The organism is Methylobacterium sp. J-077 (assembly GCF_022829365.1).
GTDB lineage: Bacteria > Pseudomonadota > Alphaproteobacteria > Rhizobiales > Beijerinckiaceae > Methylobacterium.
The window spans coordinates 142,114-154,760 of the sequence record NZ_JAKSYJ010000119.1 but is presented as its reverse complement, the minus strand read 5'-3'; the positions used below and the strand labels follow the sequence as shown (position 1 = coordinate 154,760).

The following is a 12,647-nucleotide window of genomic DNA, read 5'->3' as shown; positions in this document are numbered from 1 at the left end:
CCGGGTGGCGTTCTTGCCGGCTACTTGTTCTCCAGAACCTCGATCGGATCCGTGCGCTGGCTGGCCGGCGGTTCCTTGGTGAGGCTGGCTCCGCCTTCCCGCTGCATCTTGACGGCCTTGGGCGAGCCCGGGCCGCCAACCGCCGTACCGCCCTGGCCGGACTGGGTCGGCACGGCGCCGGAGGCCAGTTCCAGGCAGGTCACCATCTCGACATAGGACGGGTATCCGCCGGCCTTGAACTGGCTCTCGCACTGGCGCTTGGCCGCCGAGGTGTAGCTGCCCCAGTGGCTCTCGGCCTCGCGCTTGGCCTCCCGCTCGGACCGCAGGCAGCCGTCGTAATTGGCCTGGTCGCTGATCGAGGTGTTGGCGACCTGCGCCGACTTGCAGGTCGTCTCCACATCGAGATTCGGAACGGCGTCGGCCCGGGCGGATCCGGAGGCGAGGGCCAGGGCGAGGAGCGCGAGCGTCCCGGAGACGCGAGCGCGGGATTTGGCTGTCCGGTGGGCGGTCATGGACGGAAGGCTCGCAGTCGAGGGCGGTATTCGCCGGCACAACGCGCAAGGACGGCCTTCGGCACCACGCGCGCACCAATCAATCGCCGTGCGCGCCGCGCAGCGCCTGGTCGAGGTCGCGGTACAGGTCCTCGGTATCCTCGATTCCGGTGGACAGGCGCAGCAGGTCCGGCGGGCAGGGGCTGCCCGGGCCCTCCACCGAGGCCCGGTGCTCGATCAGGCTCTCGACGCCGCCGAGCGACGTCGCCCGCTTCCACAGCCGCACCCGCGCCGCGGTGGCGATCGCCCCGGCCTCGCCGCCCGCCACCCGGATCGACAGCATGAAGCCGAAGCCGTCCTGCATCTGCCGGCGCGCCACCGCGTGCCCGGGATCGTTCGGCAAGCCCGGATAGAGCACGCGGCTCACATGCGAGTGCCCGCTCAGGCGCTCCGCCAGCCGCAGGGCGCCGGCCGATTGCGCCGCCGCCCGCAGGTGCAGGGTGCGGAGCGAGCGCATCAGCAGATAGGCCTCGAACGGCCCCAAAATCCCGCCGCTGCCGGCGCGGATGCCCCGGATCCGCTCCCAGAACGCGTCCGCCTTCGCGCCGGCCAGCACGCCGGCCACCACGTCGGAATGGCCGTTCAGAATCTTGGTGCCGGAATGCATCACGATGTCGGCGCCGAGTTCCAGCGGACGGGTATGCACCGGCGACGCTGCCGTGGAATCGACCGCCAGCCGCGCCCCGGCCGCGTAGGCGATTCCGGCGGCGGCCGCGATGTCGGTCACGGTCCAGAGCGGGTTGCCGGGAGTCTCGATCCAGACGAGCTTGGTCCGGCCGGGCTCGATCGCCGCGCGCAGGGCGTCGGCGTCGTCGGTCTCGACGAAGGTCAGGGTCAGGCCGCGGCGGGGCGCCTCCTCGCGCAGCCAGCGCTTGAGCGCCCAGTACATGACCGTGCCGGCGACGACGTGGTCGCCCGGCTCCAGAGCGCCGAACACGGCAGTGGCCGCCGCCATGCCGGAGCCGAACAGCAGGGCGCCGGCCTCGGCACCCTCCAGCATCGCCAGGACGCTTTCCGCCTCGCGCACCGTGGCGTTGTCGGGCCGGGCGTAGCAGTAGCCCGAGGAATAGCCGTTGTCGGGATCGCGGATGAAGGTGGTGGAGACGTGCAGCGGCATCACCACCGCGCGGGTCTCGGGCTCGATCCGGCCCATGGCCTGCGCGGCGAGGCTGCGTCGCGAGAAGCCTCCCGGCGTGCCGGTATCCGTATCCCGTTGCGGCGCGTTAGGCTCTGACATCTGGCGATTCCGGCGGATGGAAACAGGCGCGTGCCACGGCGCCTGAGCCCCTGCAACCTGCGCCTTGACCCCGCCCATCCCCAAAAACCGGCACCCGCCGTTCGGGATGCGGCTTGAGCGGAGAACGAACGACGATGCTGGCCGCGACACAAGTCCCCGAAGGTTCGGCCCTGCCGCGCTGGCTGCGGCTCGCCGCCGCGATCGTGCCGGTGGCGGTCACCGCGGCGATCGGCTCGGCCGCGACCCAGGCCGAGATCCCGGGCTGGTACGCCGGCCTGGCCAAGCCGTCCTTCAATCCGCCGGACTGGGTCTTTCCCGTGGCCTGGACCCTGCTCTACACGATGATCGCCGTGGCGCTGTGGCGGTTGCTTGGCGCGATGCCCCGCACCGGGCCGAGCCGGGACGGCTGGTGGCTGGCACTCGCCGCCTTCCTGGTCCAGATCGTGCTCAACGCCGCCTGGACGCCGGTGTTCTTCACCGCCCACGCGATCGGCTCCGGGCTGATCGTGGTGGCGATGCTGCTGGTCATGGTGCTGTGGACGATCCGCCTGTCCTGGCGGTTCGACCGGATCGCGGCCTGGCTGCTGGTGCCCTATGCCGCCTGGGTCGCCTTCGCGACGCTGCTCAACGCCGCGATCCTGCGGTTGAATTGAGCGGGGCGGAGCCGCTCAGTGCAGGCTCTTGGTCAGCGCGACGATCGCGCCGACGACCACGATCGTCTGGAAGCCGATTGCCGAGAGCACCCACTTCAAAATTTCGTACTTCGTGTCGGCGATCTCGGTTCTGAGATCCGAGCGCACGAGGGCAATCTCCGACTTGAGATCCGATCTCAAAAGGGCGGAGTCCGCATTCAGATCGGACCGAACCAACGCGGTGTCCGTACCGAGTTCGGATTTCAGAAGGCCGAGTTCCGTTTTGAGATCGACCTTCGTCACCAGCGTCGACAGATCGGCTTCGTGGGCGTCGCGCAGGACACCGGTCATGGCTTCTGCCTGGACGTCCGAAAAACCGGCCGCCTGAAGCTTCCGTGCGATTGCCAGCGTGTCGAGGGAGACGAGGCTCACGGGATCTTTGATAGCACGCAGGGCATGCGTTTGCAGCGATTCGCTGTCTGTCAGCTCTCGCCGCTCGTCGTCTCGTCGCCCGCCGGCTTGCCGTCGTCCCGGGCGCGGTGGAGCATGAAGATCGCCAGCACCATCGTGAGGATCAGCCCGGCCAGCACGCCGAGCTCGATCATCGAGGCGGTGAACAGCGCCTGCTTCTCCTGGGACCAGTCCTTGGCGTGGGTGATCTCCGAGGATTGCAGGGTGATCACCAGCACCCGCCGGATCGAGGCGATCAGGCCGACGATCAGGAACGGCTCGCAGGTCAGCTTGCCCGACCGCATCGAGACCCGCACCGTGTGCAGGATCTCGATCAGCATCAGCAGGAACAGCAGCCGGTCGATCACCTCCAGGATCTTCTCGGCGCCGCCGAGCGCCCGCAGCGCGTCCCAGGTCAGCCCGGCGGCGTCGATCAGCGCGACGAAGGCCGTGACCGCCAGGAGGGCGCCGAGCGCCGCGTAGATCGTGTGCTCGGTGTGCAGGAAGATCCCGCTGGCGATCCGCGTCAGCGGCCCCTGCTGTTCGTCGTCCCTGTCGGACATCGCGCTAAGTCCCCCGGTAAAACAGTGACAACAGGCTAAGGCCTCACGCCGGGCGCGCCTATGACCAGGTTAGAGCCTCGCCCCGGCAGACGATACCTGTCTTTCTGGGCGATGCTTCAGTGGAAGAACGGCAGCGCGTGCGGCGCAAGGTAGCCGAACCCGAGCAACGCCGCGCCGGCGAGTCCCAGAAAGCCGCCGGCGAAGACCAGGATGGCGATGCCGGTGATCACCTCGGCCGAGGCCAGCACGATGCCGATCTGGAAGGCCGCCGAGGCCAGTTCGTAATGGTGGTAGCGCAGCAGCGACAGGTCGCGGCGCTCCTCGGAGGCCCGGGCCTTCGCGGTCAGCTCCTTGCGGCCCTCGCCGGTGGCGGGCTCGGATTCCCAGCGCGCCAGGGTCTTGGCCCACTCGGCGCGCTTGGCCGCGATGGCGTCCTGGTTCGGGCCGGGCGGCACCAGGGCCAGCGCCTCGTCGGCGGTCTTGAGCACCGTCGAGCGGATCGTGCGCGCCTGGAAATAGGCCCATTGGTTGGCGGCCTCGACGTTCGAGCCGATCGACTCCGTCTGGGCCGCCTTGCCCAGGGTCTCGCTGAAGGCGAGGAACAAAGCCAGGATCGAGATCAGCAGCGCCACGCGCTTGTTCGAGCCCTCGACAGCCCCGTGACCACCCGACATCGTTTTTCGATTCCCCGTTGATTCGTCGGCGGGAGTCACAGCCCATCGCGGGGCCGTGCGCAATGCGGCGGCGCCTGCTGAAAAACCTATTCCGCGGCGATCCGCGGCGGCAGCGCCCGGCCGTCATTGGCCGGATGACGCGCCTCGCTGAAGCCCGGCTCGTCCTGCGGGTCGTCGCGCTCGCCGACGAAGCGGCCGAACAGCCGCCCGAGCAGGCGCGAGAGGTCGTCCATCAGCACGAAGATCGCCGGCACGAACACCAGCGACAGCACGGTCGAGACGAGCAGGCCGCCGATCACCGCCACCGCCATCGGGGCGCGGAACTCGCCGCCGATGCCGAACGCCAGCGCGGACGGCACCATGCCGGCGGCCATGGCGATGGTGGTCATCACGATCGGGCGGGCGCGCTTGCGGCCGGCATCGACGATGGCGGTGGTGCGGTCGACTCCGGCGCGGATCTGCTCGACGGCGAAGTCGACCAGCATGATCGCGTTCTTGGTCACCACGCCCATCAGCATCAGGATGCCGATCACCACCGGCATCGAGATCGGCATGTGGCAGATCAGCAGGGCCAGGATCGCGCCGCCGATCGAGAGCGGCAGCGAGAACAGGATGGTGAGCGGCTGGAGGAAGTTGCCGAACAGCAGGATCAGCACGCCGAACACCATCATCAGGCCGGCGCCCATGGCCAGCGCGAAGCCCTCGAACACCTCGCCCATCACCTCGGCGTCGCCGGTCTGGCTGATCGTCACGCCCGGCGGCAGGTTCTTGGCGGTGGGCAGATTCATCACCTGCTTGATCAACTCGCCGAGGGCGTCGGTGCCCTGCATGTCGCCCTCGATGGCGACGCGCACCGAGCGGTCGTAGCGGTCGATGCCCGTGGGGCCCTGGCCGAGGCTGATATCGGCCACCGTCGCCAGCGGGACGGCGGCGCCGCCCTTCACCGGGACCTTCAGGGTCTCGAGTTCGGAGAGCCGGCCGCGCAGGCTTTCGGGCAACTGCACCCGGATCGGCACCTGCCGGTCGGTGGCGTTGAACTTGGCCAGATTCATGCCGATGTCGCCGATCGTCCCGACCCGGACGGTCTCGGCGATCGTGTCGGTGGAGACGCCGAGATCGGCCGCGACCCCGGGCTTGGGGCGGATGCGGATCTCGGTCCGGTCCAGCGGCGCCGTCGACATGACGTTGACGAGGTGCGGGATCTCGGCCGCCTCGCGCTGGAGCTTGGCCGCCACGTCGGCCACCACGGCCTTGTCGGGGCCGGCGATAATCAGCGCCATGTCGCGCTGGCCGCTCTCGCGCAGGGCCCAGAACCGGATGTCGGGCTCCTCGCGCAGGATCGCGGCGACCTCCGCGTCGACCTGCTTCTGGGTGCGCGCGCGGGTGTTCTTCGGCGTGAGGTTGATGGTCAGCGTCGCGAGCCGCACCTCCTTCTTGCCGGGCAATTGCCGGCCGCCGTCGACGAACACGCTCTTCACCTCGGGCAGCGCCCGGATCTTCTGCTCGATCGCGTCGCTGAGCTTCACGGTATCCGGCAGCCGGGCGCCCGGGGGCAGCTCCAGCACGAACAGGGTGCGCGCCTGGTCCTCCGCCGGCAGGAAGCCCGCGGGCAGCAGGCCCGTGGAGGCGATCGAGGCGGCAAAGCACGCGATGCCGAGGATCAGCGTGATGAACTTGTGCCGGACCGACCACGCGACCAGCCGCGTGTAGCCGCGCATCACGAACCCGTCCCGGGTGTGGTCGGGGCCGTGGTCGCGCAGGAAATAGGCCGCGAGCAGCGGCGTGATCAGCCGCGCCACCAGCAGCGACATGAACACGGCGGCCGCGATGGTCAGGCCGAACTGCTTGAAATACTGGCCGGCGATGCCGCCCATGAACGAGACCGGCGAGAAGATCGCCATGATCGTCGCCGTGATGGCGATGACCGCGAGCCCGATCTCGTCGGCGGCCTCCAGCGAGGCGCGGTAGGGCGATTTGCCCATCCGCATGTGCCGGACGATGTTCTCGATCTCCACGATCGCGTCGTCCACCAGGATGCCGGTGACGAGCGTGATCGCCAGCAGGCTCACGGCGTTGAGCGAGAAGCCCAAAACGCTCATCACCCAGAAGGTCGGCAGCACCGAGAGCGGCAGCGCCACGGCGGCGATCAGCGTCGCGCGCCAGTCGCGCAGGAACAGCAGCACAACGACGACCGCGAGCGCCGCGCCCTCGATCAGGCCCATCATGGCCGAGTGGTAATTGCCGATCGTGTTGACGACGCTGGTGTCGATCAGGTCGAAGCGCACGTCCGGATTGGCCGCGTGGAGCGCCGCGATCTTCTTGGCGACCCCCACCGAGACGTCGGCGTCGCTGGCGCCGCTCGCCCGGGAGACCGCGAAGGCCACCACCGGCTCGCCGTTGAAGCGCGCGAAGGTGCGCGGCTCCTCGGCGGTGTCCGACAGGGTCGCCAGCTCGTCGAGCCGGACCTTGCGGTTGCCCGGCACCACGATCGAGGTCTGGGCCAGGGTGTCGAGGCTCGCCGAGGCGGCGAGAGCCCGGATCGACTGCTCCTGGCCGCCGACCTCGCCGCGTCCGCCGGCCATGTCGGCGGAGGTCAGGCGCAATTGCCGGTTCACGTCCGCGGCGGTGATGCCGAGCGCCAGCAAGCGGTCGGGCTTCAGGGTGACGCGGATTTCCCGGGCGACGCCGCCCAGGCGCTCGACGCCGCCGACGCCCTTCACGCTCTGCAGGCCCCGGGCGACCACGTCGTCCACGAACCACGACAGGTCCTCGGGCGTCATCGCTGGCGCGGAGGCGCCGTAGATCATGATCGGCAGCCCGGCGATCTCGACCCGGGAGACGATCGGCTCGTCGATGGTGCGCGGCAGGTTCTGACGGATCTTGGCGATGGCGTCCTTGACGTCGTTGGTCGCCCGATCCTGGTTCACCTCCAGACGGAACTCGATCGTCGTGGTCGAGATGCCCTCGGTGATGGTCGACAGGATGTGCTTGACGCCCTTCACCCCGGCGATCGAATCCTCGACCCACTTGGTGACCTGGGTCTGCAACTCGGCCGGTGCCGCGCCCGACTGGGTGATCGTCACCGAGACGATCGGGATGTCGATGTTCGGAAACCGGGTGATCGGCAGGGCGCGGAAGCTCACCAGCCCGAGGATCATCAGGACCAGGAACAACACCACCGAGGGCAGCGGCTTCCGGATCGCCCAGGCGGAGACGTTGAGGCGCATGGCTTTGTCCTACCGCGGGGCCGCGTCGGCCATGGGCGGGCTCGCGGGGGCGCTCATGAGCGTGCTCGCGGGCGCGGCGACGGCCCGCACGCGGTCGCCGTCGCGCAGGAAGCTGCCGGCCCGGGCCACGACGCTCTCGCCGGCCGCGACCCCCGAGCGGAGTTCCGTATAGCCCTCGGACGAGAGCCCCGATGTGACGGGGCGCGCCTCGACCCGCCCGTCCTTGGCGACCAGCACGCTGGCCCGACCGTCCGCCGCGTAGAGCAGGCTGGAGACCGGGACCGCGATGCCCTCCCGGCGCGCCACCTCGACGGTGCCGCGGGCGAAGGCGCCGATGCGCAGGGCCGGATCGTCGGTGAGGCGGATGCGGACCTTGCCGAGCCGGGTCGCCCGGTCGACCTCCGGGTAGACGCGGCGGACCTTGCCGCGCAGCTGGCGGCCGTCGTCGAGATCGAGGATCGCCGGGTCACCGACCGCGATGCGGGCGAGCGACGTCTCCGGCACCTCGCCCTCCAGCTCGATCTCGCCGCGGGCGATCAGCCGGAACAGCGGTTCCCCGGCGGACGTGACCGAGGCGCCGACCCGGGCGGTGCGGCGGTTGACGATGCCGGCCTCGGGGGCGCGGATGTCGGTGCGGGCGCGGCGCAGGGCGATCTCGGACCCGGCCGCCCGCGCGGTGGCGAGGTCGGCCTGGGCCGATTGCAGGCCGCCCTTGGCGGCGGCCAGACGGCCTTCGGCGCCCTGCGCCGCCGAGACGCGCTGCTCCAGCACGGCCGCGGTGGCGTTGCCGGTCTTGGCGAGCGACTGGGCGCGCTCCAGCGATTGCTTGGCCTCGACGTTGGCGGCCTCGGCCTGGACGATCTGGCTCCTGGCCTGGACGATGGCCGCCTCGGCCCGGGCGATGGCCGCGACGTTCGAGGCTTCCTGGGTGACGATCATCTCCTGGGACAGGCGCGCGAGCACCTGGCCCTTGGTCACGCGATCGCCCTCCTCGACCAGCAATTCGGTGATGCGGACGCCCTCGATCTCCGGGGCGACCAGGATCTCGTCCCGGGGGACCAGCGTGCCGGTGACCACGGCGCGCTCCACGATCTCGCGGCGCTCGGCCGGGACGACCGTGACGGCCGGCGCGATGGCGGCGGCATCGGGAACCGCGGCGGTCTCGACGGCGCGGGCCGGTCCCGCGGCCAGGATCGCCAACCCGCACAGGAGGCTGAGAGCGGACGCGCGCCCGGACAAGATCTGCAAAACGGAGGCCTCGCTGGCGGCTGTGTACGGGTCCAGCCCCTCCCTCGCTGGGCAGGTCGGCGTTTTCATGGCGCGGGCACCCTCGCTGACGCCAGCATAGCGGCTCGACACGGTTCCGTCCCCGGACCCTGGGCCGCAGGTCGGGCATCGATGAAAACAGCCCCGTTTTAGGCTCTTCGACCTGCAACCGTCTGTCCAAGACGCCGTTATGAGAATGATGGTCTTCGCGCCACCGGGGAACGGTCAATGAGCATCTTTCAGATCAAGCAGGTGAAGAGCGGTGCCGTCCTCTGGACCGGCGCGGCCGACGACGAGCAGACGGCTCTCGACGCCATGGCCCGCGAGGCCGGGTATCGCGACTTCTCGGCCCTGCCGGACACGATCCGCGCCAGCGGGCTCGAAGCAGCCAAGCTGAACCTGATTTCTTAAGACAATCTTCGCCATCGCGAAGAGACCGGTCGGCGTCCGTCTTCGATGACGGGCGCCTTTTTTCATGCAGGTTTGGCGAGGATCAGCGCGCGATCTGAAGGCCCTTGAGGGCATCGTTCAGCCAGCGCCAGACCGTGCGGTCGACGGCGATGGGAAAGTCCTTGCCCAGGGCGCCCAGAAGCTCGCGGTATCGGCCGACACGCCCGGCATTCCGCTCGTATTGCGCGATATGCCAATCCCGGAATGCGTTGTCGGGTGTTCGTCCGAGGGCGCGGGCCGAGTCCGCGAGCCAGGCGCGCGCGATGGCCTGGGCCTCGGGGCCCTGCGGTGACAGATCCCGCGCGGCTGCGTCGGCCGCCTGCTCGTAGGCCCTGCGGGAAGCCGTCTGATAGACCTCGGGATCCAGCGCGTCCGTCCAGAACGCCTTGGTCGCCTCCTGCACCTCGCGGACGAAACTCGGATCCGCCAGCAGGCGCGAGAGTTCGTCCCAGGCGGCGATCTGTACCGGGGTGGGGTTCTCCGGCAGTTCCGGCACGCTCAAGGCCAGGACCTGCCGCCGCCACGGCCCGTCGAGCGCCGTGCCCGACGCGATGGCGTCGACGAATTGCTCGGCCAGGGCCTTCATCTGCTGATTGCTCAGGTTGCTCATGGTCCAAATCCTCCTCAGATCATCATCGGCAGGGTTTGGGAGGCGAAGCGTGACACGAAGGATCGCGGCCACGCGGTGCTTGGCTGCGATCTCGGCTTCGAGGATCTCCAGGCGGGTCCGCAGCACGTCGTGCAGCGACAGGCGACGCGCCAGCAACCGCCCGATCGTGTCGAGCCCGACCCCGGCCTCGCGCAGCGCGTGGATGAGGTCGAGCTTGGCGATGTCCGCGTCGGTGTAGATCCTGTAGTTCGACGCAGAGCGCAGGGTCGGCGGCAGCAGGCCCTTGTCCGAGTAGAACCGGATCCGCCGCACCGGTTGCCCGGAGAGGCGCGCCAGATCACCGATCGTGTACGTCTTCGCTCCCATGGCGACTCGATTACGGGTTCCACCGCGTGGAGGGTCAAGGCCGGTTTGCGCGGCTCCGGATCGGAGGGCGCGGCGCCGGAAGATTGTCGGCCCTCTCCGTCATCGCGAGCGCAGCGAAGCAACCGAGCGACCCACTATGGTCTGGGATCGCCCGCCACTCTGGGTCGCTTCGCTGCGCTCGCGATGACGGGGTGAGATGATCGACGGAGCGATGTCTTTGGAAACGGCCGCGGCTCAGGTGCGTCCGATCTGCCGAACCAGCCCCTCGATCGCCGCCGCGCAATCCTGGACCGCGCTCGGCCTGTGCAGGCTGCCGATGACCGAAGGGTCGAGGGCCAGTCCGGCGCGCACCAGCCCGGGCCAGGCCTCGGCGCTGGGCCAGCCCGGATGCACGACCGCGGCTCCGAGCTTTCGCAACGCCTCGGCCTTCTCGGTCTGCTCGCCGTAGGCCCGTTCCTCGGGCAGGCACAGGAACCGCTTGGCTTGGCCCGCGGCGAGCGCCATCAGCCCGTCGCCGCCGCCGCCGACCAGCAGGGCCGCCCGGGCGACCCGCGCCTCGACATCGTCGACCCACCCGTGCAGGTGCAGGTTATTCGGGACTGCGCCGGTGCCCGAGACGGGGCCGAGGACGTGCCAGGATCGCGCGGGCACGGCGCGGGCCGCCGTGGTGAGCTCCGCCAGGTCGCCCCCCGCGCCGCCGCGGCCGAACACCACGAGAATCTCGTCGCTCGCCGCCGCGGCAATCTGCGCCGGGGCGCCCAGGAAGCCCGCATACAGCGTCTTGGCCCGGACCCAGTCCGGCACGCCGGCACCGTCGAGGGCTTCGGGGAACGGCGCGAGCAGCCGCGTCGCGCTGCGGAAAGCCTCGCAATGCGGCCGGTCGGTCCGGGTCCCGGCGAGGCGCACCACCAGGGTCGGGACCGACAGCAGCCGCGCCAGCAGGGCGATCTCCACCGACACGTCGACCACGATCAGCGCCGGGTCGGTCCGCCCGATCCATTCGGCGATGCGCGCCATCCGGGCGCGCACGCCGGGATGGTTCAGGGGGGCGTAGTGCAGCGCCTCCGGCCGCTCCGCCTCGCCGTCCCGCCCGTCGAACGCCGATCCACCGAGGGGCCGGTCGTCGGGCAGGTCGAGCACGTCGAGGCCGCTCGTATCGAACTCCGCCAGGGTGCCGATCAGCGTGCACGGCCGGGGCAGGGCGGCCGCGACCGCGCGGGCGCGCTGGAGATGGCCGGCGCCCTGGTGGTGGACGTACCAGCCGATTCCGCGGGTCACGCCGCCGCCCGCAGGGACAGGGCGAGGGCGTCGAGCTCGGCGAGCGCCCGGTCGAGGGGGCATTCCCGGGCCGGCGGAGCGCGCGATTCGAGGAGGCGGTCGGCACGCTCCACGAAGGCGATGTCGTTGGGGCAATCGCCCAGGGCGGCCAGCTCCCCGGCACCGAGCCCGAGCCGCGCGCAGGCCTCGGCCCGGGCCGGTCCGGCGAGGGCGAACGCCCGGCGCAGGGCGGCCCGGCGCAGGACCAGGGCCTGCCAATGGGCGGCCTCGGGGAGCAGGTAGGGCTCGCCGGCCAGCACCCGGGCGCGGCGGGCCATCTCGGTGGCCATGCCGCCGGAGACCCGGCCCTGGTGGCGGGCCGAGACCATCACGCGCACGTCCGGGCTGTGGCGCAGGCGGGCGCCGCGCGCGCACAGCAGACCGACCAGGGCGTTGTCCTCGCCGCAGGGCAGGGGCGGCAGCCCACCGACCGCACGATAGAGCGCCACCGGGACGGCGAAACTCGCGCCGGTATGGTCGCCGTGGCGCGGGGCCGGGTCGTGCGGCGGCGGGTCGAGGATGTCCTCCAGGCGTCGCACGCCTTCCCAGTAGCGCTCGATCCGCGCGTGCAGGTCGGCGAGCCGCGGATCGGCGGCGCCGTCGTCGTCGATCTCCAGGCGGCCGCCGACCACGTCCGCGCCGCGCAGAGCCGCCAGGTTCGCAGCGATCCAATCGGCCGGCAGGCGGGCGTCGGCGTCGGTGGTGAGCAGGATCCCGTCCGGGCCGGCCTCGGCGTCGAGCCAGTCGGCGCCCGCGTCCAGCGCCATGCGCCGGGCGGTGCCGACATGGGCCTCGGCGCCCGTCAGCGCGGCCTCGATCACCCGCAGCCTGACGCTCGCGAGCGCGCCCGACTCTTCCAGGGCGCGGATCGCCGGCACGGTGCCGTCGGTGCAGTTGTTGGCCAGCACCACCACCCGCAGTGGTGCCTCGGCCGAAAAGCCCTCCTGCCGGGCCAGGGAGGCGAGCAGCAGCGGCAGCCGCTCCGCCTCGTTGCGCGCGGGGATGCAGACGACGCAGGGCCGGACGACCGGGGCTGCGGTAGCGAGGGTCATGGCGGTTCTTCCCAACCTCATCGTCGCGAACGCATGACGCGGCGCATGTCCTTTTTTCGCAAAGGTGCGGTCCCCGCAGATACGAGGGGCCCACGTTCGCAGGCCGGGCGCGTCCCTAAGCTTCCGTAGGCGGTATGATGCCTCCACGCCGCTTCGTTCAGGCCGCGACAAGCCCCATCTCCCGCACGGGAGAGGGGACCCGCGCCTTGTCCCGAAAGGTGTAAAGCCACTCGCCCTGCCGGGAGAGCGGTC

Annotated in this window: 12 protein-coding genes; 2 read left to right on the top strand and 10 right to left on the bottom strand. The window is 70.7% G+C overall.

Annotation, left to right across the window (positions count from 1 at the left end; genetic code table 11):
- Nucleotides 1-20: 20 nt before the first annotated feature.
- Both MKL11_RS13735 and MKL11_RS13730 read right to left on the bottom strand, forming a co-directional pair.
- Entirely contained in the window at nucleotides 21-512 is a 492-nt protein-coding gene (locus tag MKL11_RS13735) for a hypothetical protein (protein WP_243944364.1), read from the bottom strand.
- Between the two features lie 79 nt (nucleotides 513-591).
- Complete coding sequence (locus MKL11_RS13730; RefSeq protein WP_243944362.1) at nucleotides 592-1,788, bottom strand: trans-sulfuration enzyme family protein; 1,197 nt, start codon at nucleotides 1,786-1,788, stop codon at nucleotides 592-594.
- A gap of 134 nt (nucleotides 1,789-1,922) precedes the next feature.
- Between MKL11_RS13730 and MKL11_RS13725 the strand changes: the two genes are divergently transcribed.
- Nucleotides 1,923-2,441, top strand: a complete 519-nt coding sequence (locus MKL11_RS13725) for a TspO/MBR family protein (protein WP_243944360.1) — start codon at nucleotides 1,923-1,925, stop codon at nucleotides 2,439-2,441.
- Between the two features lie 15 nt (nucleotides 2,442-2,456).
- Here the strand turns inward: MKL11_RS13725 and MKL11_RS13720 are convergent, their stop codons facing one another.
- The 5 genes from MKL11_RS13720 to MKL11_RS13700 all read right to left on the bottom strand — a co-directional run bounded on the left by MKL11_RS13720 (nucleotide 2,457) and on the right by MKL11_RS13700 (nucleotide 8,651).
- Nucleotides 2,457-2,852 carry a CCDC90 family protein gene (locus tag MKL11_RS13720; RefSeq protein ID WP_243944358.1) on the bottom strand — a complete coding sequence of 132 codons (396 nt, stop codon included), beginning with the start codon at nucleotides 2,850-2,852 and terminating at the stop codon, nucleotides 2,457-2,459.
- 50 nt (nucleotides 2,853-2,902) lie between these two features.
- Entirely contained in the window at nucleotides 2,903-3,433 is a 531-nt protein-coding gene (locus MKL11_RS13715; RefSeq protein ID WP_243944356.1) for a phosphate-starvation-inducible PsiE family protein, read from the bottom strand.
- Nucleotides 3,434-3,549: 116 nt separating this feature from the next.
- Entirely contained in the window at nucleotides 3,550-4,107 is a 558-nt protein-coding gene (locus MKL11_RS13710; protein WP_243944354.1) for a DUF4337 domain-containing protein, read from the bottom strand.
- Between the two features lie 86 nt (nucleotides 4,108-4,193).
- Nucleotides 4,194-7,334: an efflux RND transporter permease subunit gene (locus MKL11_RS13705; protein WP_243944352.1), complete on the bottom strand. Its 3,141-nt coding sequence runs from the start codon at nucleotides 7,332-7,334 to the stop codon at nucleotides 4,194-4,196.
- A gap of 9 nt (nucleotides 7,335-7,343) precedes the next feature.
- The gene (locus tag MKL11_RS13700) at nucleotides 7,344-8,651 is read right to left on the bottom strand and encodes an efflux RND transporter periplasmic adaptor subunit (RefSeq protein WP_243944350.1); all 1,308 of its coding nucleotides are present in this window, start codon (nucleotides 8,649-8,651) and stop codon (nucleotides 7,344-7,346) included.
- A gap of 177 nt (nucleotides 8,652-8,828) precedes the next feature.
- On the opposite strand from MKL11_RS13700, the gene MKL11_RS13695 reads away from it, so the two are divergent.
- Nucleotides 8,829-9,011 carry a hypothetical protein gene (locus tag MKL11_RS13695; protein ID WP_243944348.1) on the top strand — a complete coding sequence of 61 codons (183 nt, stop codon included), beginning with the start codon at nucleotides 8,829-8,831 and terminating at the stop codon, nucleotides 9,009-9,011.
- Nucleotides 9,012-9,093: 82 nt separating this feature from the next.
- Here the strand turns inward: MKL11_RS13695 and MKL11_RS13690 are convergent, their stop codons facing one another.
- From MKL11_RS13690 to MKL11_RS13680, 3 genes are all read right to left on the bottom strand, one after another.
- Nucleotides 9,094-10,026, bottom strand: coding sequence for a MerR family transcriptional regulator (locus tag MKL11_RS13690; protein ID WP_243944346.1), 933 nt, complete (start codon nucleotides 10,024-10,026; stop codon nucleotides 9,094-9,096).
- 234 nt (nucleotides 10,027-10,260) lie between these two features.
- Complete coding sequence (locus tag MKL11_RS13685) at nucleotides 10,261-11,304, bottom strand: glycosyltransferase (RefSeq protein ID WP_243944344.1); 1,044 nt, start codon at nucleotides 11,302-11,304, stop codon at nucleotides 10,261-10,263.
- A complete protein-coding gene (locus MKL11_RS13680; protein ID WP_243944342.1) occupies nucleotides 11,301-12,395 on the bottom strand; it encodes a glycosyltransferase in 1,095 nt (364 codons plus the stop codon). The genes MKL11_RS13685 and MKL11_RS13680 overlap by 4 nt, the downstream gene beginning before the upstream one ends.
- Nucleotides 12,396-12,647: the final 252 nt, after the last annotated feature.

Excerpts from the sequence above, each read along its gene's own strand:
- MKL11_RS13735 (WP_243944364.1), bottom strand. The coding sequence starts at position 512 with ATGACCGCCCACCGGACAGCCAAATCCCGCGCTCGCGTCTCCGGGACG.
- MKL11_RS13730 (WP_243944362.1), bottom strand. The coding sequence starts at position 1,788 with ATGTCAGAGCCTAACGCGCCGCAACGGGATACGGATACCGGCACGCCG.
- MKL11_RS13725 (WP_243944360.1), top strand. The coding sequence starts at position 1,923 with ATGCTGGCCGCGACACAAGTCCCCGAAGGTTCGGCCCTGCCGCGCTGG.
- MKL11_RS13715 (WP_243944356.1), bottom strand. The coding sequence starts at position 3,433 with ATGTCCGACAGGGACGACGAACAGCAGGGGCCGCTGACGCGGATCGCC.
- MKL11_RS13710 (WP_243944354.1), bottom strand. The coding sequence starts at position 4,107 with ATGTCGGGTGGTCACGGGGCTGTCGAGGGCTCGAACAAGCGCGTGGCG.
- MKL11_RS13705 (WP_243944352.1), bottom strand. The coding sequence starts at position 7,334 with ATGCGCCTCAACGTCTCCGCCTGGGCGATCCGGAAGCCGCTGCCCTCG.
- MKL11_RS13700 (WP_243944350.1), bottom strand. The coding sequence starts at position 8,651 with ATGAAAACGCCGACCTGCCCAGCGAGGGAGGGGCTGGACCCGTACACA.
- MKL11_RS13695 (WP_243944348.1), top strand. The coding sequence starts at position 8,829 with ATGAGCATCTTTCAGATCAAGCAGGTGAAGAGCGGTGCCGTCCTCTGG.
- MKL11_RS13690 (WP_243944346.1), bottom strand. The coding sequence starts at position 10,026 with ATGGGAGCGAAGACGTACACGATCGGTGATCTGGCGCGCCTCTCCGGG.
- MKL11_RS13680 (WP_243944342.1), bottom strand. The coding sequence starts at position 12,395 with ATGACCCTCGCTACCGCAGCCCCGGTCGTCCGGCCCTGCGTCGTCTGC.